Origin of the sequence: Paracoccus subflavus (assembly GCF_004310345.1) — a bacterium.
Classification (GTDB): Bacteria; Pseudomonadota; Alphaproteobacteria; order Rhodobacterales; family Rhodobacteraceae; genus Paracoccus; species Paracoccus subflavus.
On the sequence record NZ_SISK01000003.1, the window covers coordinates 162,949 to 184,378 of the forward strand.

Genomic DNA, 21,430 nt, shown 5'->3' on the forward strand with positions numbered 1-21,430 from the left:
CGAAAGTTCAAAGGAAATGCGGTCACGGATTCGCCAGTTGCGCTTTCCACAGGGGGGGAACTGGGGTAAATCTGGACCAATCACCCAAATCGCGGCCCCAAAGAACACGCGATGGTCATCGAGCAGACAGTGAACCATGAACAAACATATCGCGCCTCCTGACTTTGCCATGAGCTTCACGCCCGAGGCCGTGCTGCTTGAACAGCGCGACGGCCTGGACTGGCGACCCCTGGGCGAGGCCCGTTTCGCCGGGCGCGAGATGACCGAACGGCTGGCTGCGCTGCGCGCCCAGACGGGCACCCGGCCTGGGTCGCTGGATACCGTTCTGGTCATTCCCGACGACCAGATCCTGTACACCACGCTGACGGTTCCGGTGGGGGCCGACACGCCCACGGCCATCGCCCGCGCGCTGGAGGCCATGACCCCCTATGAGGCCGCCGACCTGGCCTTCGACTGGTGCCCGTCCGAGAATGGCGACATCGAGACGCTGCGCGTCGCCGCCGTTGCCCGCCGCACCCTGGACGAGGCCGAGGATTTCGCCTGCGCACAGGGGTTTCGCCCTCAGGGTTTCGTGGCGCGCCCCCAGGACGGGCGATTCGACGGCCAGCCCGATTTCGGTCCCAGCCGGCTGGCCAGCGAACGCTTTGCCCGGACCCCCTTCAGCGAACCCGACCTGACCCAGGCGCGCGTGACCGATCCCGCAGTTCCCGTGGTGGCCGATCCCGCGCCGCAGCCGAATCAGCCGTCACCGGCCCTCGCGGCGCCGATGGTGTCGCGAATCGTTCCGCATGTGGCGCCGGCCGTCGTCCCGGCGCAGGTCACGCCGCAGCCACAGCCCGTGGCGACGCCCTTGATCCAGACAGCCGAGGCTGCGCCCACCGTGCCGGGTGTCATCCGGCATGGCGATGCCCGGCAGGACGAGGCAAGGGGACCGGTTGCCCCGCGCGTCTTGCCGCCCCGCGCCCAGGCGGTCCATGACCGCGCCCGCCAGGCACGCGCCGACCGCGAGCGTGGCGGCGATGCGCCCAAGCCTGCCGTTGCGTCCTCGCTGCTGGCCGGGCTGCGCCGGCTGGACCCGGGACGTCTGCCCGTTTTGATGGGCGTGCTGGTCTTGGGACTGGCAATCGTCTGGATCGCTTTCGGCCAGCCTTCCGATACGCCGGATGCCGCGGCCGAGGTGGCGGCAATCGCACCCGAAACCGCTTCGGACACGGCGCCGCGGACCGGGACCGTTCCGGCCCCCGATACCCAGTCGCCTTCTGGCGCGGCTTCCCTTGGCGAGGACGCGCCGGTTCAGCCGGCCGCCGCGATACCGGCGCCTGCCCGGTCCGAACAGGCTTTGGAAGCGGCAGCCCCTGAGGCCGGGACCGTATCCGATCCCGCAGCAGCGCAATCCGCTGCCGTGCCGCAGACGACAGCGCCGCTGCCCGCGGCAGAGGCCACGGCCCAAACGCCCCTTTCGCAGCCTGCACCACCGTCGGCTGCAACCGCCGAAGTTCCGGCCCCGGTGCCGGCCCCCACACCTCAGGCCTTGGCAACGGCGCCTGCCCCCACCACCACGACGGCCCGCCCGGCACCCGATGCGCAGCCGGAACCGGACAGCGACGCGCTGAGCCAGGCCCTTGCCCAGGCCATGACCGTCCCGCAGGGGGCGGAACCGCAGGCCCCGGTCAGCAGCGCCGCAAGCGTCGCGGACGATGCGGCCGCGGCCTTTCCTCCGGCAACCCGCCGTCCCGCAGCGCCCGAGGCGGCACCAGTCACTGGCGCGCCGCAGGCATCGCGATCCGCTGATCCTGCGGCGCCGGTCGCCAGCCCGGCGCCTGCTGGCGCGCGGCTTGCCAGTTCCGCCCGGCCGCCGCGTGTGGCCCCGGTGCGTGCGGCCCCCCCGGCCCAGACGGATGCTCGGCCGACGGTTCCCGCCAATCCCCAACCCCCGACCCCCCGCCAGACGGCTACCCCCCAGACGGCCGCCCCCCAGACAGCCACACCGGCGGCCGACGTTCCTGCCATAGCTGCCTCGCGCCCGCCCCGTCCCCCGGCAAGCCGCCCGGATACCGCAAGCCAGCCAGCCCTGCCCCCTGCGCCTGCTGCCGCGCCCCAGCGCGCGTCGTCACCGGCAAGCGACGCGCCTCGGCCGCCCTCGCGTCCAGAGCGGCTGGGCCTGATCGAGGAGGGCAGCCGTGCCGAGGATCGCGATCTGGTCCAACTGACCCAGGCCGAACGGCGGACCCTGATCGAACTGCTGCGCGATCTGCGCACCGCCCAGTCGGGCAATCCGGGGCTGACCCGGACAGAACGCGATGCCGTTGTGCGGCTGGCCGAGGCGCGGCCCCTCCGCAAGCCTGTTTCGGTGGGCGGACCCTCTCAGCGGGCGGTGCAGGACGCCGTGGCCGCGGCGGCCGCCGGATCAGAGCAACCGGCATCGCGCAGTTCGGCGCTGCGCGCCTCGACCGCGGGGCTGGATCAGTCGGCCCGCCCCTCGGCCCGGCCCGCCGGGGCGCGGACGGTTGCGCGCGGCGATCCCGGACCAGGCCCCGGTCCGGGCAATGCCAGCCTGTCGGGCGCCGCCATCGACCAGGCAGTCGCCGCAGCCATATCCGAGAATGAATCCCTGCCAGGCGCCGTCGCATTGACGGCGCTTCGTTCATCTGCACTGCCGCCACGCCGGGCTGCCGGGGCTGCCGTCGATGCGGCCGCAGCTATTGCCACAGCCGTTGCAGCCGCCCCCCTTGCCCCGACATCCGAGGATCTGCGCGCCGCGGCCCAGGCCCAGAACGAGGAAGCGGCGCTTGCCGAACAGCGTCGCCAGGACGCCGAACTGCAAGCCCAGGCCGAGGCCCGCGCCCGCGCCCGCGCCGCCCAGGACGCCCAGGCCGAGTCGCAGGCCCGGGCCCAAGCCGAAGCCCGCGCCCGCGCTCAGGCCGAGGCCGAGGCCCGCGCCGCCGCCGCCCGCCAGCAGCGCTATGCCCCGCCCGAGGCCGAGAACGAACCCGAGGTTGCGGCCGCCATTCCCGACGGCCGCACCCCCACCACGGCGGGCAATGCCGCCACCGTCAAGGACGGCATCCGCATCAACCGGACCCAGATCATCGGCACCATCGGCGCGGGCAAGGCCAGCCGCGCGCTTGTGCGCCTGTCGAACGGACGGGTGCTGACCCTGCGGCTGGGCGACAGGATCAACGGCGGCACGATCACCGACATCGGCGACAGCCGGATCACCTTTGTCAAGGGCGGCCAGGCACAGGCGCTGTCGGTGCTGGGCGGGCAATAGTGTCAGCCGTCCAAGGTGCGCCTAGCCGTCCAGCCGGGCAATGGTCCAGCCGTCGCGCTCCAGCAGGCGCAGCACGCCCTGTTCCCCCGGCAGGTGCAGCGCGCCAAAGCCGACGACGATGCCCCGGTCCTGTCGGGCCGCCTCGCGGGCGCCATCCGTCAGGGGGGCGATCCAGGCCCGGTTGCGTGTCTCCATCAGCCGGTCCTGCGCCAGATCCATCTGCGCATCCACCTGTTCGCGGCTCAGCCCCGAATTGCGATACGCGTCGAAGCGGCCGAATTCCCATATCGCCCACACATCGCCCGCGAAATAGGCGTCGGTCAGCGTCACGGCGTAATCGTCGGCATGGGCAGCGGTGGGCAGGGCTGCGCGGATCATCTCGATCTCCTGTCCGGGCGTCAGGTCGCGAAACAGGGTGAACACCGTGTCCCAAGGCTCCAGCGCCCGCACCGGGATATCCAGATCCGTCGCCAGGGCGACGATCTGACGATCCAGTCCCTGTGCGCCGTCCCCGGCCATCTGCCGCATCATGCAGGGGCTGATGCCCAGCATCATCGCGACATACCAGGGCCGCAGTTTGGCCGTCGCGACGGCCGGCAGTCCCCTGTCGGCCATGGCCTTGGACAGCAGCGACCAGTCGCGGTCGCTCAGACGCTCTGGCAGGGTCGGCCCGGTGGGATCGACCATCAGCGTCGGGTCGGCTGCCAGGGCCTCGGTCAGGCGGCGCTCCTCCTCGGGGCCGGCCTCGACGAACAGCGCGGCGGCGTCCGCCAGAAACGGCTCTAGCCGGGACAGCATCGCGTCATGGCGGGGATCGTCGAAATGGTAGGTGCCCACCAGGATCATGCGTTGCCCACCCTTGCTGGCCTGCCACAGCAGCCCCTGGCCGAAAGGAGTCTCGGCAACCGCCGCGTCGATCTGGGCCCGCTGGACAGGCGACAGGGCAGCCAGCAGGTTCGTGCCGACACAGCCAGACGCCTCGGCCGCAAATCCCCAAACCGCAAGCATCCCCGCCAGAAACAATCGCATCGTCACGCCTTCCTGTGTCGTCCATCGCAGGCTGGCACAATGGCAGGGGTCTGGCCAGCCGAACGACCGAACTTTCCGTGACAGCGACGTTGACAGCCCCGCGGCCATGGCCTAGATCACCGCCATTGGCACTCGATCAAGGTGAGTGCCAACACTGCAACACTGCAACCTGAAACACGGAGTGTTCACCCATGGCATTCAAACCGCTGCATGACCGCGTTCTGGTCCGCCGCGTCCAATCGGACGAAAAGACCAAAGGCGGCCTGATCATCCCCGACAGCGCCAAGGAAAAGCCCGCCGAAGGCGAGATCATCTCGGTCGGCGAAGGCGCGCGCAAGGATTCGGGCGAACTGATCGCGCCGTCGGTCAAGGCGGGCGACCGCGTGCTGTTCGGCAAATGGTCGGGCACCGAAGTCACGATCGACGGCGAAGAGCTGCTGATCATGAAGGAAAGCGACATTCTGGGCGTCATCGCCTGATCCGCATCCTTCACCCATAAATTCAGGAGATTCAAATGGCTGCGAAAGAAGTCAAGTTCAATACCGACGCTCGCGACCGGATGCTGAAGGGCGTCAACATCCTGGCCGATGCGGTCAAGGTGACGCTGGGCCCCAAGGGCCGCAACGTTGTGATCGACAAGTCCTTTGGCGCCCCGCGCATCACCAAGGACGGCGTGACGGTCGCCAAGGAGATCGAGCTGTCCGACAAGTTCGAGAACATGGGCGCCCAGATGGTCCGCGAAGTCGCCTCGCGCACCAACGACGAGGCCGGTGACGGCACTACCACCGCCACCGTTCTGGCCCAGGCCATCGTCAAGGAAGGCATGAAGGCGGTCGCCGCCGGCATGAACCCGATGGATCTGAAGCGCGGCATCGACCTGGCCACCACCAAGGTCGTCGAGGCCATCAAGGCCGCCTCGCGCCCTGTCACCGACAGCGACGAAGTGGCCCAAGTCGGCACCATCTCGGCCAACGGCGAAGCCAATATCGGCCGATTCATCGCCGACGCGATGCAGAAGGTCGGCAACGAGGGTGTCATCACCGTCGAAGAGAACAAGGGGATGGAGACTGAGGTCGAAGTCGTCGAAGGGATGCAGTTCGACCGCGGCTATCTGTCGCCCTACTTCGTCACCAATCCCGACAAGATGATCGCGGACCTGGAAGACGCCTATATCCTGCTGCACGAAAAGAAACTGTCGTCGCTGCAGCCGATGGTTCCGCTGCTGGAAGCCGTCATCCAGTCGGGCAAGCCCCTGGTCATCGTAGCCGAGGATGTCGAAGGCGAGGCCCTGGCCACGCTGGTCGTCAACAAGCTGCGCGGCGGCCTGAAGATCGCGGCCGTCAAGGCGCCGGGCTTCGGCGATCGTCGCAAGGCGATGCTGCAGGACATCGCGATCCTGACCGGCGGCCAGGTCATCAGCGAAGATCTGGGCATGAAGCTGGAGAATGTCGGCATCGACATGCTGGGCCGCGCCAAGAAGGTCACGATCAACAAGGACACCACCACCATTGTCGATGGCAACGGTGAAAAGTCCGAGATCGAAGCCCGCGTCAGCCAGATCCGCCAGCAGATCGAGGAAACCACCTCGGACTATGACAAGGAAAAGCTTCAGGAGCGCGTGGCCAAGCTGGCCGGTGGCGTTGCCGTCATCCGCGTCGGCGGCATGACCGAAGTCGAAGTGAAAGAGCGCAAGGACCGCGTTGATGACGCGCTGAACGCGACCCGCGCGGCCGTGCAAGAAGGCGTGGTCGTCGGCGGCGGCGTGGCCCTGGTCCAGGCCGGGAAAACGCTGGAAGGCCTGACGGCCGCCAACAGCGACCAGGAGGCGGGCATCGCCATCGTGCGTCGCGCGCTGGAGGCTCCGATGCGCCAGATCGCCGAAAACGCCGGTGTCGACGGTGCCGTGGTTGCCGGCAAGGTGCGCGAATCGAACGACAAGACGTTCGGCTTCAACGCCCAGACCGAAGAATATGGCGACATGTTCAAGTTCGGCGTCATCGACCCGGCCAAGGTCGTGCGCACCGCGCTGGAGGATGCGGCCTCGGTCGCGGGCCTGCTGATCACCACCGAAGCCATGATCGCCGAAAAGCCCGAGCCGAAGGGCCAGGGCGGCGGAATGCCCGACATGGGCGGCATGGGCGGGATGATGTAATCATCCCCGGCCCTGCCAGCCGGACCGGAAAGGGCGCCTTTAGGCGCCCTTTTCCATATGATGTGATTAAAAGGCTATTTACCAGTTAGCCCAACTTTTCTTGAGAAATGCGGATTAGCTGGGTATCTTGAGGTCTATCGCTTTGACCGAGACAGTTAATGACGGAAGACCATTTCACCATACGCCGCCGACTCAGAGAAGCTCGTGCTGCCGTGCGCAACAACAAAGTATTACGTTCGCCAGCCAAACAAGCCGACCCTCTTTTTAGCTTTTTTGAGGATCTAGCTCTCGCCTTTGAGGTTCGTGACGTCGAGGAGGATGAAGTGTTTCATCACGTCATCCGGTGCATGGCATCTGTCGCGAGGCATTACGCTGAAGACGCTTACCAACCCTATGGGCTGACGAACCCTTTCAAACCCGCAATGCTTCCACCACCACAGCCGACACAGGAAAGCAAGCGTAGCTTCATTTGGCCTGTCATAAATCCAAATCCCCCGAAAGGTGCCATCGGTCCGGGGGGAATTATCTTTGATCACAAGTATTCCGCACTAAAGATGTTTGGCTACACTGTCGGAACCACAAAAGGCTGGGATCTTGACAAGCGCAAACATTTCTTAAGCGATTTTATAGAGCTGGAACTGCCCACTATCGTCGAGAAGACTTTCGGTATCAGTTACGGCGCGCCATCGACGATGCAGCGTCTTTTGAAGGTCGCAAATGTCATCGCCAGCAACGCCAACCTCAAAGCGCGCCACGACGCACATTTGTACCGGCGTGCGATTCGAGACTGGCAGGATGATCTGAATTTTCTCAAAGGCCGATATTACGACGACAAGCACCGAATCGTTTTGGCATGGCCCAAACTTGAAGGACGAGATAGCGCTGCCTGATCCTAACGCTGGCTTTGTCAAAGTAATATAATTGCCTTGCCTTGTGACACGAAAAGGTATCCCAAAGGAGACCTTTTTGTTTGGCACACATTCACTGCGCGTGAGGTGCTAACCTTATGTTGAGGATATTGATCTAACTGATGCTCAACGTGCCATAAGGGAATCTCCATGATTCGTATCGTCGTAGGTCTGATCCTGGCTATCCTTTGTATGGCCGGTCCGTCCCAGGCGTGCGGCCCCAATGCTAGCAGCACCTTTTGCGCTGATGGCTGGGTGGCGCAGCCAGTGAGCCGGACACGTGCCCAGGACGAACGCCCTGCATCCGAACAGGCCGAGGACTGGACCGACGATGGCACTGGGCCTGATCCATCCTTTAGCGGCGGCGGCGGCATCTATGTCGAAGGGGCCGTTACGATCGGTGAGGCGCCCGTCCCCGTCGAGGAACCATTGTGACGGCAGGGCAAATCACGCGTCGATCGTGCCCTCGACCCCCAAGGCAGTGCAAAGCGCCTTGAACCGCGATTCAGCCACCTCGCCCATCAGCTTGCGGCCGGTGGGGGTCAGCTTCAGGCGCAACTGCTTTTTGTCCAGGATCAGCCTGCCTGCCTCGGACGGATCGTCCAGCGTGAACATGGCCCCGAAACGCATGGCCTTGCCCAGAACCTCGGCGTCGTTGATCTCGGCCTCGGACAGCAGCCTGAACAAGGGGGCCATCGGGGAATTGGCCCGGCTGTTCTTGTAGCGGTGCAGCAGGGCAAGGCCCAGGAACACCCGTTCGGGATGCGACAGCGCGGCCATGTTGGCGCGGGTCACGTTGTCGAAGCAGGCATCGGCGCGATAGTCGGGATGGGCGCGCCAACTGGTATCGTGCAACAGACAGGCGGCGCGGATCAGGCGGTCGCGTTCGGGGGGAGCATCGGCAAAGACCGGGTGCAGGAACTGATACAGCTTCTTGCCCGACCCCGGCATCCGGGCCATCTGGCGTTCGGTGAACCGCGCGGCCTCGATCAGCGGATCGCGCTTGCGGAGGCTTTCGGACATCTGTTCATACAGCAGCCCTTCGCGGATGCCATAGCTGGACACGGCCAGTTCGGCGGGCGCAAAGGTTTCGACCAACTGGGACAGAACCTGCGAGGCCAGCGGCACCAGTTCCATCCGGGATGACGAGATGTCCACCTGCCCGCGCAGGTCGTTCAGATCGCCCGCGGCGATCCAGGCCACGGTCTCGGACACGGCCTGCGGCGTCATGCGGTATTCATGCAGGACCGTCATGGGATATGAGACACGCTCCATGTCCAGACGGGCGATGGCGCGCCACGATCCGCCGACCAGATAGATGCGCTCGTGATGGGTGCCCATGACCTTGGCCAGCCCGGCCATGACCTTCTTGATGTGCTTGCGCAATCCGTCCTTGCCGCCGGATATCTGCTGCAACCGGAACGGCCCCAGTTGCGACGACACCCGCCTGCCGATCTGACCATCCGCGACCTCGGCCAGTTCCATCGAGTTGCCGCCGATGTCGCAGACCAGTCCCCTCGCATCGGGCCACCCCAGAAGCACCCCCTGGGCCGACAGGCGCGCCTCTTCCTCGCCGTCGATGACATGCATGTGGATGCCGGTTTCGCGTTCGACGCGGGCCTGAAAGGCGGGGCCGTCCTCGGCCTCGCGCACGGCGGCGGTGGCCACGCAGGTCAGAGGCTCGATCCCCATGCCCTTGGCCAGGGTGGAAAACCGCTGCAAGGCCGCAAAGCCCCGCTCTACCCCTTCGGGGTTCAGGCGTCCGGTCTGGGCCATGCGGGCGCCAAGCCCGGCCATGACCTTTTCGTTGTAGAAATAGGCGGGGGATCGCGCCGCGCCATCGAACACCACCATCCGGATCGAGTTCGAGCCGACATCAACCACGCCCACGCGCGACAGGGCCCGTTTCGGCAGCTTGTCGAACGTCTTGCCGAAAGGCTCGACCTTCTGGCCGGTCGTGGTGCGCAGGCCGTTCATCGCCGCCCCCTGTGCTGCCCTGTCGCCGCCGTTAATGAACCGCCCTGACGGACAGGTCAATCGGTCGAATGGGTGAGCGCCGGAACGTCGCCCGCTCCCGCCGTGCCCCGGCCCGAGAGTGACGGATTATCCATGAAGAAGCGATGACAGTTGAACAGGTCATCCCGCCCTTCGGGCAGATAGCGCACGAAACGCCCATCGGGCTGCAACAGCCAGCTTTGCGCCTCGTCCGCCATGTTGGCAGCCATGACCTGGCTGACGATCTGCGCCTTGACGGTGTCGTTCATGCACTCGACCAGGGTTTCGACGCGGCGGTTCAGGTTGCGGTCCATCCAGTCGGCCGAGCTGATGAACACACGCGCCCGTTTCGACGGCAGGCCATGGCCATTGCCGAAACACACGATCCGCGAATGTTCCAGGTATCGCCCGACGATGGATTTCACGCGGATGTTTTCCGACAGACCCCGGATGCCAGGGCGGATGCCGCAGATGCCGCGCACCACCAGGCTGATCCTTACCCCCGCCGCGCTGGCCGCATAAAGCGCGTCGATCACGTCCTTTTCGATCAGCGAGTTCATCTTGGCCCAGATCGCGGCGGGACGACCCTGGCGGGCCAGTTCCGCCTCGCGTCCGATCAGGGAAATCAGACGCTCTTTAAGGTCGATGGGCGAAATGGAAAGGTTTTCCAGTCCGGCCGGCTGCACATAGCCCGACAGATAGTTGAATACCTTTGTCGCATCGCGCCCCAGGGCCGGATCGCAGGTGAACAGCGACAGGTCGGTATAGATGCGCGCGGTGATCGGATGATAGTTGCCGGTTCCGTAATGGGTATAGGTGACAAGGTTGTCACCCTCGCGCCGCACGACCGTGCTGATCTTGGCATGGGTCTTGTAGTTCATGAAGCCGTACACGACATGCGCGCCCGACCGTTCCAGGCGGCGGGACTGGCGGATGTTCGCAGCCTCGTCGAAGCGGGCCTTGAGTTCGACAAGCGCGGTGACCGACTTGCCGGATTCGGCGGCCTCGCACAGGGCGTCCACGATGGGGCTGTCGCGGCTGGTGCGATACAGCGTCTGCTTGACCGCCAGCACATCGGGATCGCGCGCTGCCTGGGCCAGGAAGCGCACCACCATGTCGAAGGTTTCATAGGGATGGTGCAGCAGCATGTCCTTGTGCCGGATCGCCGCGAACATGTCGCCGTCATGGTCCTGCACGCGTTCGGGGACGCGGGGGATGAAGCTGGGCCACATCAGGTCGCGGCGCTGGTCCAGCACCAGTTCGCGCAGGTCGGCCATGCCCAGCAGCCCCTCGACCTCGATCACCTCGTCGGGGCCGACCTCAAGCTCTTCCATGATCAGGCGGCGCAGACGGTCGGGTGCGCCCCGCGTGATCTTGAGCCGGATGACACTGCCCCGGCGGCGGCGTTTCAACGCGGTTTCGAACTCGCGGACCAGATCCTCGGCCTCCTCCTCGACCTCCAGGTCGCTGTCGCGCAGGACGCGAAAGGCGCAATGGCCCGTGTCGCGATAGCCGGGAAACAGCGAGGACAAGTGCATCAGCAACAAGTCCTCCAGCTTGAAGAACCGCTCGCCCCCCGGCAGAGGGATGAAGCGGTTCAATTGCGCGGGGATCGGCAGCAGCGCCTGCATCTGCCGCCCATCGGTTTCCCGCGCCAGTTCAAGGGCCAGCGAGAATCCGGCATTCGGGATGAAGGGGAACGGATGCGCGGGATCAATGGCCAGCGGCGACAGGACCGGAAAGACCTTGCGTTCGAAATAGTCGTGCAGGAATTCCTCCTCGGCCCGCGTCAGGCGTGACCGGGACAGGATCACGATGCCCGCGTCCTCCATCTCGCGGCGGATGCGGTTCCAGACGCCCTGCTGGGCGCCCATCAGGCGGCGGGCGTCGGTGTTGATGACCGCCAGTTGCTCGGCAGGGGTCATGCCGTCGTCGGAGGGGGTGGCATTGCCCTCGCGCACCAGCTCGCGCAGGCCCGCCACCCGCACGGTATAGAATTCGTCCAGGTTGGTCGCGCTGATCGACACGAAGCGCAGCCGCTCCAGCAGGGGCACGCGCGGGTTTCGCGCCTCGTCCAGGACGCGCCAGTTGAAGGACAGCCAACTGATTTCCCGGTTGAAGAACCGCGCGCCGTCCTGCGGCACCCCGCCGGGCAGGTCGAGGGGTTCGGGAAAGGGGCTGCGAAGGAAATCGGCTTGCGTCATGGTCCTGACCTTGAAGGGCTGGTTCACGTCTCGGGTTCGGACAGGCCTTGCAGCAGATCGGCGGCAAGGCGGCGGGTGATGGGGCGCTTGTCGGCCATGGCGGCGCGGTCGAGGGCCGCGACCAGGCGGCGGGCAAGCCCCAGGTCGCGGGGCATGTGCAGGGCAAGCCAGCCGATCAGATCGGCCGACACGGCCTGCTGGCGGTCGGCGAACAGCTTGACCAGAACCGCGGCCAGCAGGGATTCGTCCGGCGGACCCAGCCGAACCTGCGGCATGGCATCCATCCGCGACCGCAAGTCGGGCAGCACCAGGCCCCAGTCGCGCGGTGGCCTGCGCGCGGTCAGCAGCAGCAGGCAGTCGCGCGGCGGGCACAGGTTCCACAGGTGAAACAGCGCCTGTTCGGCCCCCGCCGCCCGGCCGGCACGGTCGGCATCCTCGATCACCAGGGCACCGCCATCCGTGGCAAGATGGTCGGCGGCATCCGGTCGCAGGGCCGCGGCCCTGAGCCGCCGGGCGCCGTTCTCGGCCGCCCAGAAGGCCGCCAGATGCGACTTGCCAGACCCTTCCGGCCCGATCAGCAGCATCCGCCCCTGCGGCCAGTCCTGCGGCGCATCCAGGGCGGCAAGGGCCGCGCGGTTCGCCGGGGCGGGCAGGAAATCGCTTCGCGAATGGGCCGGGGCGGTGGTCAGATCCAGCGTCAACTGCCGAGAGGTCATGGCGGTCTAGTCGGTTTCGGGATGCTTGCGGGTCAGTTCCTCGCGCATCATCTCGATCCGCCCATGGGCGCGGTTCATGTCGGCCCGGATGCGTGCTTCGCGGATGGCACTGGCGACGGTGCCGCGGGGCACGATCTCGACCAGGGTGGGCTGGCCCGGATCGGGCGGCAGGGCCTGTCCGGTGAACAGCGCGCTGTCCTGATAGCGCTGTGTCAGGAACCGCGCGATCACGCCCAGCGCGGCCGCCAGGGGCACCGCCATGACCAGCCCCACGAAGCCGAACAAGGCGCCAAAGACCGACAGGGCCAGAAGCAGCCAGACCGGGTGCAGGCCGACATGCTGGCCCACGATCTTGGGCTGAAGATAGTTGCCCTCGACGATCTGGCCGATGGCAAAGATGCCGACCACCAGCCCGATCCACAGCGGCTCGCCCCAAAAGCTGAACAGGGCCACCCCGATGGCCGTGGCCCCGCCGATCAAGACGCCCACATAGGGAATAAAGGACAGCAGGGCGGCCATGACCCCGATCAGGAACCCGAAGGGCAGGCCCACGATCATCAGGCCAAAGGCATACCAGGTGCCCAGGATCAGCATCACCAGCCCCTGCCCGCGCACGAACCCCGACAGCGCCTCGTCGATCTCGCGCGACAGGCGGCGCAGGGTGGGGGCATGTTCGCGCGGCAGCAGTGTATCCACCCGCGCCACCATGTGATCCCAGTCCAGCAGCAGATAGAAGGCCACGACCGGCACGATCACCAGGATCGCGATGGCGCTGATGAGGCCCCCCACCGAGGACAGCACCTGGGATGCCAGCGTGCCCATCTGCTCGCCCATGGTCGTCCCGAGGTCGGTCAGCGTCGTGCCGATGTCGGTATTGGCGGACACGAACTGGGGAAAGCGGCTGATCAGGAACATCCGCGCCTGCTGGATCATCTCGGGCGCGGTTTCGATCAGGGCGGCGGCCTGGCGCAGCATCAGCGGCACCACCAGCACGATGATGCCCGCCGCCACCAGGACCACGCCCACGGTGATGACCGTCACCGCCATGACCCGCGACAGGCCCAGACGCTCCAGCCGGTCGGCCACCGGGTCCAGAAGATAGGCCACACCCGCCCCCAGGATGAAGGGCAGGATGGCATTGCCCAGAAGCCACATCGCCAGCAGCAGGATGGCCGTTGTCACGCCCCACCACATCAGTTGCTTGTGTATCGGTATGCGCATGGCGGGGTTCCCGAAAGGATTGTTGGCGTGGAATGTGGCCGGGCCGACCGGCGGTTGCAAGGTGTCGTCGCGGGGCCGGACCGCCGGTTCTTGGCAAGGCTGGACCGATCCGCTAACGCTATGCGCCGAATGCTGTCAAAGGACCACCCCATGCGTCTGTCGCGCTATTTCCTGCCGGTGCTGAAGGAAGACCCGAAAGAGGCGCAGATCGTCAGCCACCGGTTGATGCTGCGGGCCGGGATGATCAAGCAGCAGGCGGCGGGGATCTATTCCTGGCTGCCGCTGGGATACAAGGTGCTGCGGCGGATCGAGCAGATCGTCCACGAGGAACAGGCCCGCGCGGGCCATATCCCCCTGCTGATGCCCACGCTGCAACCGGCCGACCTGTGGCGCGAAAGCGGCCGCTATGACGACTATGGCGAGGAAATGCTGCGCGTCCAGGACCGCCACAAGCGCGATCTGCTGTACGGGCCCACGAACGAGGAGATGATCACCGACATCTTCCGCAGCCATGTGAACAGCTACAAGGACCTGCCGCTGACGCTGTATCACATCCAGTGGAAGTTCCGCGACGAGATCCGCCCCCGTTTCGGCGTCATGCGGGGCCGCGAGTTCCTGATGAAGGACGGCTATACGTTCGACCTGACGCGGGATGCCGCGCTGCACGCCTATAACCGCCATCTGGTCAGCTATCTGCGAACCTATGAGCGCATGGGCCTGCAGGCGATCCCGATGCGCGCCGATGGCGGACCGATCGGCGGCGACTACACCCACGAATTCCTGGTGCTGGCCGAGACCGGCGAGTCCGAGGTGTTCTATGACAGCCAGATCACCGACCTGACCTTTGGCGACCGCCAGATCGACTATGACAGCGTCGAGCAGTGTCAAGCCGTGCTGGAGGAGTTCACCAGCCGCTATGCCCGCACGGACGAAACCCATGACGAGGCGATCTTTGCCCAGGTGCCCGAGGAACGCCGCCGCACCGCGCGCGGCATCGAGGTGGGCCAGATCTTCTATTTCGGCACCAAGTATTCCCAAGCCATGGGTGCCACCGTCGTCGGTCCCGACGGCGCCCGTGTTCCGGTCGAGATGGGCAGCCACGGGATCGGCGTCAGCCGCCTGCTGGGCGCCATCATCGAGGCCAACCACGACGCCCGCGGAATCATCTGGCCCGAGGGCGTGACCCCCTTTCATGTCGGCATCGTCAACCTGAAACAGGGCGACAATTCCACCGACAGCGCCTGCGACGCGATCTATGCCGAATTGCAGGCGCGCGGCCTGGACCCGCTTTATGATGACCGCGACGATCGGGCGGGGGCGAAATTCGCCACCATGGACCTGATCGGCCTGCCCTGGCGGATCACCGTCGGGCCGCGCGGGCTGGCCGCCAACAAGGTCGAACTGACCAGCCGCCGCACCGGCGAAACCGAGGAAATGTCGCCCAAGGATGCCATCGCCCGGCTGGAACAGGTCTATGCCCCCGTGCTGGGCCTGAAGGTGCAGGACAAATGATCGGAATGCTGCGGCTGGCGGTGGCGGTCTGCGTCGCCATCGCCCTGTCGCAGTTCCCGGCGTTTTCGGACCAGTATGTCCAGCGGCTGGGCGGGCAGGTCGATGCCCTGTCCCGCGTCGCCGCGGAATTCGATGCCAGCGCGCAAGGGGCTGGCCTGACGCGCGATCAGGCCCTGACCGATCTGTCGGGCAGCGCGTTCCGCGATGCCCATCAAGCCAACATGCGCGATGTGTTCGCGCGCCTGGACCGGGCGCGCACGGATTTGCAGATGCTGCGCATCGCCGGGCCGCTGGAACGGATGCTGCTGCCCCACCGGCTGCGCGACGCTGAAACGCTGGCCGCGACCTGGGACGACTTTCGCCCCGCCGTTCCCGTGACGGGTGCGGGCCTGTGGGCGGCGGGGATCGGCCTTGCCCTGGGCTGGTGGCTCACCGCCCTGCCCGGTCTGGTCCTGGGGCGGCGTCATGACCGCCTCGGCTGGCGCTGACCACGCGTCACCAGCCCGAAAAGGCAGGGTTTTCCCGCTTCATCCGGCTTTCTTTTTGTCTGAGGCACTTCTAACCTGCCCCCCAGGACATCGTTCCAACTGGGAGACAATCATATGAAAAGACTTCTTCTGGCCACCGCCGCCGGGGCGTTGCTGGCCGGTGCCGCCGGCGCCGAGGAAATCAAGATGGGCATGTCGCTGGGCTTTACTGGCCCGCTGGAATCCATGGCGCCGGGCATGGCAGCCGGGGCCGAACTGGCCATGAAAGAGGTCAGCGAGTCCGGCCTGTTGCTGGACGGCTCGACCGTCGTACCGGTCCAGGGCGACTCGACCTGTACCGACGCCGCCGCGGCGACCGCAACCGTGGAGCGTCTGATCACCGCCGAGGGCGTGCGGGGCATCGTCGGCGGCATGTGCTCGGGCGAAACCATCGCCTCGTTGCAGAACGTGGCCGTGCCGAACGGGGTGGTGATGATCTCGCCCTCGGCCACCTCGCCGGCGCTGTCCACGATCGACGACAACGGGCTGTTCTTTCGCACCTCGCCGTCGGATGCCCGCCAGGGCGAGATCATGGCCGAGATCATGATGGAAAAGGGCGTCCAGAACGCGGCCGTCACCTATACCAACAACGACTATGGCAAGGGCCTGGCCGACGCCTTTGCGGCGGCATTCCAGGAAAAGGGCGGCACCGTGACGGTGAACGCCGCCCATGACGACGGCAAGGCCGACTATTCGGCCGAGGTCGCGGCCCTGGCGGCGGCGGGCGGCGACGCCCTGGTGGTTGCAGGCTATGTCGATCAGGGCGGTTCGGGCATCGTGCGCGCGGCGCTGGATACCGGTGCCTTCGACCGCTTCGTGTTCCCCGACGGCATGGTGGGCCAGGCCCTGGTCGATAACTTCGGTTCGGAAATCGACGGCAGCTTTGGCCAGAACCCGGCAGCCGAGGGCGAGGGCCGCGACAAGTTCCTGGCCATGGCCGAGGAAGCCGGCTTTGACGGCACCAGCGCCTATTCGGCCGAGGCCTATGACGCCGCGGCCCTGATGCTGCTGTCGATGGCCGCCGCCAAGTCCAGCGATCCGAACGTCTGGAAGAACAGCGTGATGGACGTGGCCAATGCCCCCGGCGAACAGATCCTGCCCGGTGACCTGGCAAAGGCGCTGGAAATCATCAACGGCGGCGGCGATGTCGATTATGTCGGCGCTTCGGCGGTCGAGATGGTCGAGCCCGGCGAAAGCGCCGGCACCTTCCGCGAGGTTTCGTTCGAGAACGGCGAAATGACGGTTGTCGGATATCGCTGAGGTCGGTTAAAGGCCTTGGCCCGGCAGCCCCCGCGGTTGCCGGGCCATTTTCATGAAAAAGCCGCGAAAATGCGGATGCGCGTCGCCTGGGGCGTGAAGACGGGGTAAGCGAATGATCAGGGTCGAAGACCTTCATCGGCATTTCGGCGGCTTTCGCGCCGTGGACGGCGCCAGCCTGACGATCGAGACGGGTTCGATCACCGGGCTGATCGGCCCGAACGGCGCGGGCAAGTCCACGCTGTTCAATGTCATCGCGGGCGTGCTGCCCCCCACATCGGGCCGGGTCTTCATGGATGGTCAGGACATCACCGGCCTGCCCCCGCACGAATTGTTCCACAAGGGCCTGCTGCGCACCTTTCAACTGGCCCACGAGTTTTCGTCGATGACCGTGCGCGAGAACCTGATGATGGTGCCGGGCACGCAATCGGGCGAAACGATCTGGAAGACCTGGTTCCAGCGCGGCCGGATCGACCGGGAAGAGGCCGAGATCCGCCGCCGCGCCGACGAGGTTCTGGATTTCCTGACCATCCGCCACCTGACCCACGAAAAGGCCGGAAACCTGTCCGGCGGGCAGAAGAAACTGCTGGAACTGGGCCGCACGATGATGGTCGATGCCAAGATCGTCTTTCTGGACGAGGTGGGCGCCGGGGTGAACCGCACCCTTCTGGGCACCATCGGCGATGCCATTGTCCGGCTGAACCGGGAACGGGGTTATACCTTCTGCGTGATCGAACACGACATGGATTTCATCGGCCGGCTGTGCGACCCGGTGATCGTGATGGCCGCCGGAAAGGTTCTGGCCCAAGGGCCGGCCGATCACATCATGCAGAACGACGATGTGATCGAGGCCTATCTGGGCACCGGCCTGAAGAACAAGGTCAAGGCCGCGGGGGGTGCGCTGTGATGCAATCCCCGTCGCAACCGCAGCCCTTTCTGTCGGCACAGGGAATGCGCGGCGGATACGGCAAGGCCGACATCCTGCACGGCTGCACGCTGACCGTGGACAGGGGCCAGATCGCCGTCATCGTCGGCCCCAACGGTGCGGGCAAGTCAACCGCCATGAAGGCCGTCTTCGGGATGCTGCCCCTGCGCGAGGGCCGGGTGGTCCTGGGCGGAGAGGACATCACCCCCCTGTCCCCGCAGGATCGCGTCCGCAAGGGCATGGGCTTCGTGCCCCAGACCCACAACATCTTTCCGACCATGACGGTCGAGGAAAACCTGGAGATGGGCGCCTTCATCCGCGACGACGACGTGCGCCAGACGATGGCCCAGGTCTATGACCTGTTCCCGGCCGTGGCCGAAAAGCGCAAGCAGGCCGCGGGCGAGTTGTCGGGCGGACAGCGCCAGCAGGTCGCCGTGGGCCGCGCGCTGATGACCCGGCCCCAGCTTCTGATGCTGGACGAACCGACCGCCGGTGTCAGCCCCATCGTCATGGATGAGTTGTTCGACCGTATCATCGAGGTGGCGCGGACCGGCATCTCGATCCTGATGGTGGAACAGAACGCCCGCCAGGCGCTGGAAATCGCCGACATCGGTTATGTCCTTGTGCAGGGCGCCAACCGATACACCGACACCGGAGAGGCCCTTCTGGCCGACCCGGAAGTCCGCCGCACCTTTCTGGGGGGCTGAGCCTGTGGATATCCTGAATGCCCTTGTGGCCTTCCTGAACTTCGTCTTCATCCCCGCCGCCGCCTATGGCGCGCAACTGGCGCTTGGCGCGCTGGGGGTGACGCTGATCTATGCGATCCTGCGGTTTTCGAACTTCGCCCATGGCGACACCATGGCCTTTGGCACCGCCATCACGATCCTGGTGACTTGGGGGCTGCAATCGCTGGGGGTGTCGCTGGGACCGCTGCCGACCGCCCTGCTGGCCCTGCCGGTCGGGATCGCGGCGACAGCGGTGCTGGTGCTGGGCACCGACCGGGCGGTTTATCGGTTCTATCGCGCGCAGCGGGCGGCGCCGATCATCTTCGTCATGGCTTCGGTCGGGGTGATGTTCGTGATGAACGGGCTGACGCGCCTGCTGATCGGCGTGGATGAACAGCGATTCGACGACGGCGCGCGGTTCATCATCGCGGTGCGCGATTTCCGGGAATGGTCCGGCCTGGCCGAGGGGTTGGCGCTGCGGTCCACCCAGGCCTTGACGGTGGTGGTGACCGCGATCGTCTGCGCGGCGCTGTTCTGGTTCCTGAACCGCACCAAGTCCGGCAAGGCCATGCGCGCCTATTCCGACAACGAGGATCTGGCCCTGCTGTCAGGCATCGACCCTGAACGCGTGGTCCGCCTGACCTGGATCATCGCCGCTGCGCTGATGACCATTGCCGGGGTCCTGTATGGCCTGGACAAGTCCTTCCGGCCCTTCAACTATTTCCAGATCCTGCTGCCGATCTTCGCCGCCGCCATCGTGGGGGGCCTGGGCAACCCGGTGGGCGCCATCGCGGGCGGCTTCCTGGTCGCCTTTTCCGAGGTCGCCGTGACCTACCCCTGGGTCAAGGTCGCGGGCTATCTGTTTCCCGGCTGGCAGCCGGGCGGACTGCTGCAACTGCTGGGAACGGAATACAAGTTCGCCGTCAGCTTCGTTATCCTGATCGTGGTGCTGCTGTTCCGCCCGACCGGGCTGTTCAGCGGCAAGTCGGTGTAAGGGGGTCCGATCATGTCAGCCAACCGTCAAGCCGCTGCCGTCAGCCCCTGGCGCGCGCCCATCCTGTTCGCGATCCTTGCCGTCCTGTTCCTGCTGGAGGGCACGGTCCGGAACGGCCTGTTCTCGGGGTCGTGGAACACCGCGCTGGCGATCCTGAACATGGGCCTGATCTCGGCCATCACCGCGCTTGGGGTGAACATGCAATGGGGCTATGCCGGGCTGTTCAACACCGGGGTCGTGGGATTTCTGGCCATCGGCGGCCTGGCCCCGGTGCTGGTGTCCCTGCCCCCGGTCGACGGCGCCTGGGCCGCAGGCGGGCCGCGCCTGATCCTGGCGCTGCTGGCGGGCATCGGCACGCTGGCCATGGCCAGGATCGTCCACGTCCGCACCCGCCGCGGATGGGCCGTGGCCCTGGTGCTCATCGGCGGCTTTGTCGCCTATCGCTGGCTGTTCGACCCCGCCGTCACAGCGATCGAGGCCAACAACGCCGCCCGTGCCGGCAATATCGGCGGGCTGGGCCTGCCGGTCCTGATGTCCTGGATCGTGGGCGGTCTTTTCGCCGCCGCCGCCGCCTGGGCGGTGGGCAAGGTCGCGCTGGGACTGCGCTCGGACTATCTCGCCATCGCCACCCTGGGCATCGGCGAGATCATCGTGGCCGTGTTGCGCAACGAGGACTGGCTGGCCCGGGGCGTCAAGAACATCGCCTCGATTCCCCGGCCGGTCCCCTACGAGATCGAGTTGCAGCAGAACCCGGAATTCGTGGACTTTGCCGCCCGCTGGGGGTTCAGCGTGGCCGAGGCGTCGGGGATCTGGGTCAAGCTGTGCTACATGCTGCTGTTTCTGGTGGTGCTTCTGGCGATCATCCTGCTGGCCGAACTGGCGCTGAAATCGCCCTGGGGCCGGATGATGCGCGCCATCCGCGACAACGAGACCGCCGCCGAGGCGATGGGCAAGGACGTGACTGCGCGCCATCTGCAGGTCTTCGTGCTGGGCTCGGCGGTGATCGGCATCGCGGGGGCGATGATGATCACCCTGGACGGGCTGATGGCGCCCACCAGCTATAACCCGTTGCGCTATACGTTCCTGATCTGGGTGATGGTGATCGTTGGCGGATCGGGCAACAACTGGGGATCGGTTCTGGGCGCGGTGCTGATCTGGTTCGTCTGGATCAAGGTCGAGGTCTGGGGACCGAACCTGATCGGCGTCCTGGTCGGGCCCCTGCCCGACGGCGACCTCAAGGCGCATCTGCTGGGCAGCGCGCCGCACATGCGCTTCATCGCCATGGGGCTGGTCTTGCTGCTGGTGCTGCGTTTCGCCCCGCGGGGTCTGGTGCCCGAGAAATAGAACAAGGGACCACCCGGTCCCTGTCTAGCGACAATCGTCGCCCAGAACCACGCTGTAATAGGCCGATCCACCGACCCCCGCGGCATAGCCTACGCCGATCTGGCGGCTGGGCTGGCCCAGAAGCTCGGCCCGCTGGGCGTCGCGTGCCAGCCAGTCCGCCACCGCATCGGCCGGACTGCCGCCCCGTCCCACCAGTTGCACGACCCCGCAGACCGGATAGCCGACTGCCCGCGCCCGATCCACGACGCTGGAGCCGTTCGACCCCTCGACATCGACGCGGCCCTGCCCCGCCATGTCGCAGGCATGGCCTTGCGCGATCTGCGCCAGCGCCGGGGCGGGGTCCAGGACCGTCTTGCCCTCGGCCAAGCGCGCGGCATTGACGGCAGCCTCCAGTTGCGCCGCGATGCCCGGATCGCCTGCGCAACGGGCAGCCAGGGCCTGCTCTGCCGGGTCGGCGGGACGGTTGTCGGGCGTCGTCGGGCCCACCCCCTGCTGGCAGGCCGCCAGTCCCGGCAGGACCAGACACAGGGCAAGGATGCGTGACCGGGGCATGAGGAAACCTTCACAAGCGGCTGTCGCGGAACGCCTCGCCGATGACCGCAGTTCCGGCGTCCAAATCCCTTGCGCGGCGTCATGGCCGCGCTTAAAGC

18 protein-coding genes are annotated in these 21,430 nt (G+C 66.3%); 12 read left to right on the forward strand and 6 right to left on the reverse strand.

Annotation, left to right across the window (positions count from 1 at the left end; translation table 11 throughout):
- The first annotated feature begins 136 nt into the window (after positions 1-136).
- Entirely contained in the window at positions 137-3,271 is a 3,135-nt protein-coding gene (locus EYE42_RS05920) for a hypothetical protein (RefSeq protein WP_130990394.1), read from the forward strand.
- A 21-nt stretch (positions 3,272-3,292) separates the two neighbouring features.
- On the opposite strand, the gene EYE42_RS05925 is transcribed toward EYE42_RS05920, so the two are convergent.
- Complete coding sequence (locus EYE42_RS05925; RefSeq protein WP_130990517.1) at positions 3,293-4,300, reverse strand: TraB/GumN family protein; 1,008 nt, start codon at positions 4,298-4,300, stop codon at positions 3,293-3,295.
- 191 nt (positions 4,301-4,491) lie between these two features.
- On the opposite strand from EYE42_RS05925, the gene EYE42_RS05930 reads away from it, so the two are divergent.
- From EYE42_RS05930 to EYE42_RS05945, 4 genes are all read left to right on the forward strand, one after another.
- The gene (locus EYE42_RS05930) at positions 4,492-4,779 is read left to right on the forward strand and encodes a co-chaperone GroES (protein WP_130990395.1); all 288 of its coding nucleotides are present in this window, start codon (positions 4,492-4,494) and stop codon (positions 4,777-4,779) included.
- 35 nt (positions 4,780-4,814) lie between these two features.
- On the forward strand, positions 4,815-6,452 hold the full coding sequence (groL, locus tag EYE42_RS05935) for a chaperonin GroEL (protein ID WP_130990396.1): 1,638 nt from the start codon (positions 4,815-4,817) through the stop codon (positions 6,450-6,452).
- A 158-nt stretch (positions 6,453-6,610) separates the two neighbouring features.
- Positions 6,611-7,342, forward strand: a complete 732-nt coding sequence (locus tag EYE42_RS05940) for a hypothetical protein (protein ID WP_130990397.1) — start codon at positions 6,611-6,613, stop codon at positions 7,340-7,342.
- 168 nt (positions 7,343-7,510) lie between these two features.
- On the forward strand, positions 7,511-7,795 hold the full coding sequence (locus EYE42_RS05945; protein ID WP_130990398.1) for a hypothetical protein: 285 nt from the start codon (positions 7,511-7,513) through the stop codon (positions 7,793-7,795).
- Positions 7,796-7,807: 12 nt separating this feature from the next.
- On the opposite strand, the gene EYE42_RS05950 is transcribed toward EYE42_RS05945, so the two are convergent.
- From EYE42_RS05950 to EYE42_RS05965, 4 genes are read right to left on the reverse strand one after another with little or no spacing between them, the layout of a single operon-like run.
- The gene (locus EYE42_RS05950) at positions 7,808-9,337 is read right to left on the reverse strand and encodes a Ppx/GppA family phosphatase (protein ID WP_130990399.1); all 1,530 of its coding nucleotides are present in this window, start codon (positions 9,335-9,337) and stop codon (positions 7,808-7,810) included.
- Positions 9,338-9,393: 56 nt separating this feature from the next.
- Positions 9,394-11,559 (reverse strand): RNA degradosome polyphosphate kinase, encoded by a 2,166-nt coding sequence (locus EYE42_RS05955; protein WP_130990400.1) that lies wholly within the window; start codon positions 11,557-11,559, stop codon positions 9,394-9,396.
- Positions 11,560-11,582: 23 nt separating this feature from the next.
- Positions 11,583-12,275 carry a P-loop NTPase family protein gene (locus tag EYE42_RS05960; RefSeq protein WP_130990401.1) on the reverse strand — a complete coding sequence of 231 codons (693 nt, stop codon included), beginning with the start codon at positions 12,273-12,275 and terminating at the stop codon, positions 11,583-11,585.
- Positions 12,276-12,281: 6 nt separating this feature from the next.
- Entirely contained in the window at positions 12,282-13,496 is a 1,215-nt protein-coding gene (locus tag EYE42_RS05965) for an AI-2E family transporter (protein ID WP_130990402.1), read from the reverse strand.
- 150 nt (positions 13,497-13,646) lie between these two features.
- Between EYE42_RS05965 and proS the strand changes: the two genes are divergently transcribed.
- The 7 genes from proS (at position 13,647) to EYE42_RS06000 (ending at position 20,780) form a co-directional block, all read left to right on the forward strand.
- Complete coding sequence (gene proS / locus EYE42_RS05970) at positions 13,647-15,008, forward strand: proline--tRNA ligase (RefSeq protein ID WP_130990403.1); 1,362 nt, start codon at positions 13,647-13,649, stop codon at positions 15,006-15,008.
- Positions 15,005-15,496, forward strand: coding sequence for a DUF2937 family protein (locus tag EYE42_RS05975; protein ID WP_130990404.1), 492 nt, complete (start codon positions 15,005-15,007; stop codon positions 15,494-15,496). The genes proS and EYE42_RS05975 overlap by 4 nt, the downstream gene beginning before the upstream one ends.
- A gap of 114 nt (positions 15,497-15,610) precedes the next feature.
- Positions 15,611-16,795 (forward strand): ABC transporter substrate-binding protein, encoded by a 1,185-nt coding sequence (locus EYE42_RS05980; protein WP_130990405.1) that lies wholly within the window; start codon positions 15,611-15,613, stop codon positions 16,793-16,795.
- A 112-nt stretch (positions 16,796-16,907) separates the two neighbouring features.
- Complete coding sequence (locus tag EYE42_RS05985; RefSeq protein WP_130990406.1) at positions 16,908-17,699, forward strand: ABC transporter ATP-binding protein; 792 nt, start codon at positions 16,908-16,910, stop codon at positions 17,697-17,699.
- Positions 17,699-18,424, forward strand: coding sequence for an ABC transporter ATP-binding protein (locus EYE42_RS05990; protein WP_130990407.1), 726 nt, complete (start codon positions 17,699-17,701; stop codon positions 18,422-18,424). Before EYE42_RS05985 ends, EYE42_RS05990 begins: the two co-directional genes overlap by 1 nt.
- A 4-nt stretch (positions 18,425-18,428) precedes the next feature.
- Positions 18,429-19,436: a branched-chain amino acid ABC transporter permease gene (locus tag EYE42_RS05995; protein ID WP_130990408.1), complete on the forward strand. Its 1,008-nt coding sequence runs from the start codon at positions 18,429-18,431 to the stop codon at positions 19,434-19,436.
- A 12-nt stretch (positions 19,437-19,448) separates the two neighbouring features.
- Entirely contained in the window at positions 19,449-20,780 is a 1,332-nt protein-coding gene (locus EYE42_RS06000) for a branched-chain amino acid ABC transporter permease (protein WP_130990409.1), read from the forward strand.
- Positions 20,781-20,804: 24 nt separating this feature from the next.
- Here EYE42_RS06000 and EYE42_RS06005 read toward each other — a convergent pair whose 3' ends face one another.
- Positions 20,805-21,332 carry a CAP domain-containing protein gene (locus tag EYE42_RS06005; protein WP_130990410.1) on the reverse strand — a complete coding sequence of 176 codons (528 nt, stop codon included), beginning with the start codon at positions 21,330-21,332 and terminating at the stop codon, positions 20,805-20,807.
- Positions 21,333-21,430 lie beyond the last annotated feature (98 nt).

Excerpts from the sequence above, each read along its gene's own strand:
- EYE42_RS05950 (WP_130990399.1), bottom strand. The coding sequence starts at position 9,337 with ATGAACGGCCTGCGCACCACGACCGGCCAGAAGGTCGAGCCTTTCGGC.
- EYE42_RS05955 (WP_130990400.1), bottom strand. The coding sequence starts at position 11,559 with ATGACGCAAGCCGATTTCCTTCGCAGCCCCTTTCCCGAACCCCTCGAC.
- EYE42_RS05920 (WP_130990394.1), top strand. The coding sequence starts at position 137 with ATGAACAAACATATCGCGCCTCCTGACTTTGCCATGAGCTTCACGCCC.
- EYE42_RS05990 (WP_130990407.1), top strand. The coding sequence starts at position 17,699 with ATGCAATCCCCGTCGCAACCGCAGCCCTTTCTGTCGGCACAGGGAATG.
- EYE42_RS05965 (WP_130990402.1), bottom strand. The coding sequence starts at position 13,496 with ATGCGCATACCGATACACAAGCAACTGATGTGGTGGGGCGTGACAACG.
- EYE42_RS06005 (WP_130990410.1), bottom strand. The coding sequence starts at position 21,332 with ATGCCCCGGTCACGCATCCTTGCCCTGTGTCTGGTCCTGCCGGGACTG.
- proS (WP_130990403.1), top strand. The coding sequence starts at position 13,647 with ATGCGTCTGTCGCGCTATTTCCTGCCGGTGCTGAAGGAAGACCCGAAA.
- EYE42_RS05975 (WP_130990404.1), top strand. The coding sequence starts at position 15,005 with ATGATCGGAATGCTGCGGCTGGCGGTGGCGGTCTGCGTCGCCATCGCC.
- EYE42_RS05960 (WP_130990401.1), bottom strand. The coding sequence starts at position 12,275 with ATGACCTCTCGGCAGTTGACGCTGGATCTGACCACCGCCCCGGCCCAT.
- EYE42_RS05940 (WP_130990397.1), top strand. The coding sequence starts at position 6,611 with ATGACGGAAGACCATTTCACCATACGCCGCCGACTCAGAGAAGCTCGT.
- EYE42_RS06000 (WP_130990409.1), top strand. The coding sequence starts at position 19,449 with ATGTCAGCCAACCGTCAAGCCGCTGCCGTCAGCCCCTGGCGCGCGCCC.
- groL (WP_130990396.1), top strand. The coding sequence starts at position 4,815 with ATGGCTGCGAAAGAAGTCAAGTTCAATACCGACGCTCGCGACCGGATG.
- EYE42_RS05930 (WP_130990395.1), top strand. The coding sequence starts at position 4,492 with ATGGCATTCAAACCGCTGCATGACCGCGTTCTGGTCCGCCGCGTCCAA.
- EYE42_RS05980 (WP_130990405.1), top strand. The coding sequence starts at position 15,611 with ATGAAAAGACTTCTTCTGGCCACCGCCGCCGGGGCGTTGCTGGCCGGT.
- EYE42_RS05985 (WP_130990406.1), top strand. The coding sequence starts at position 16,908 with ATGATCAGGGTCGAAGACCTTCATCGGCATTTCGGCGGCTTTCGCGCC.
- EYE42_RS05925 (WP_130990517.1), bottom strand. The coding sequence starts at position 4,300 with ATGCGATTGTTTCTGGCGGGGATGCTTGCGGTTTGGGGATTTGCGGCC.
- EYE42_RS05945 (WP_130990398.1), top strand. The coding sequence starts at position 7,511 with ATGATTCGTATCGTCGTAGGTCTGATCCTGGCTATCCTTTGTATGGCC.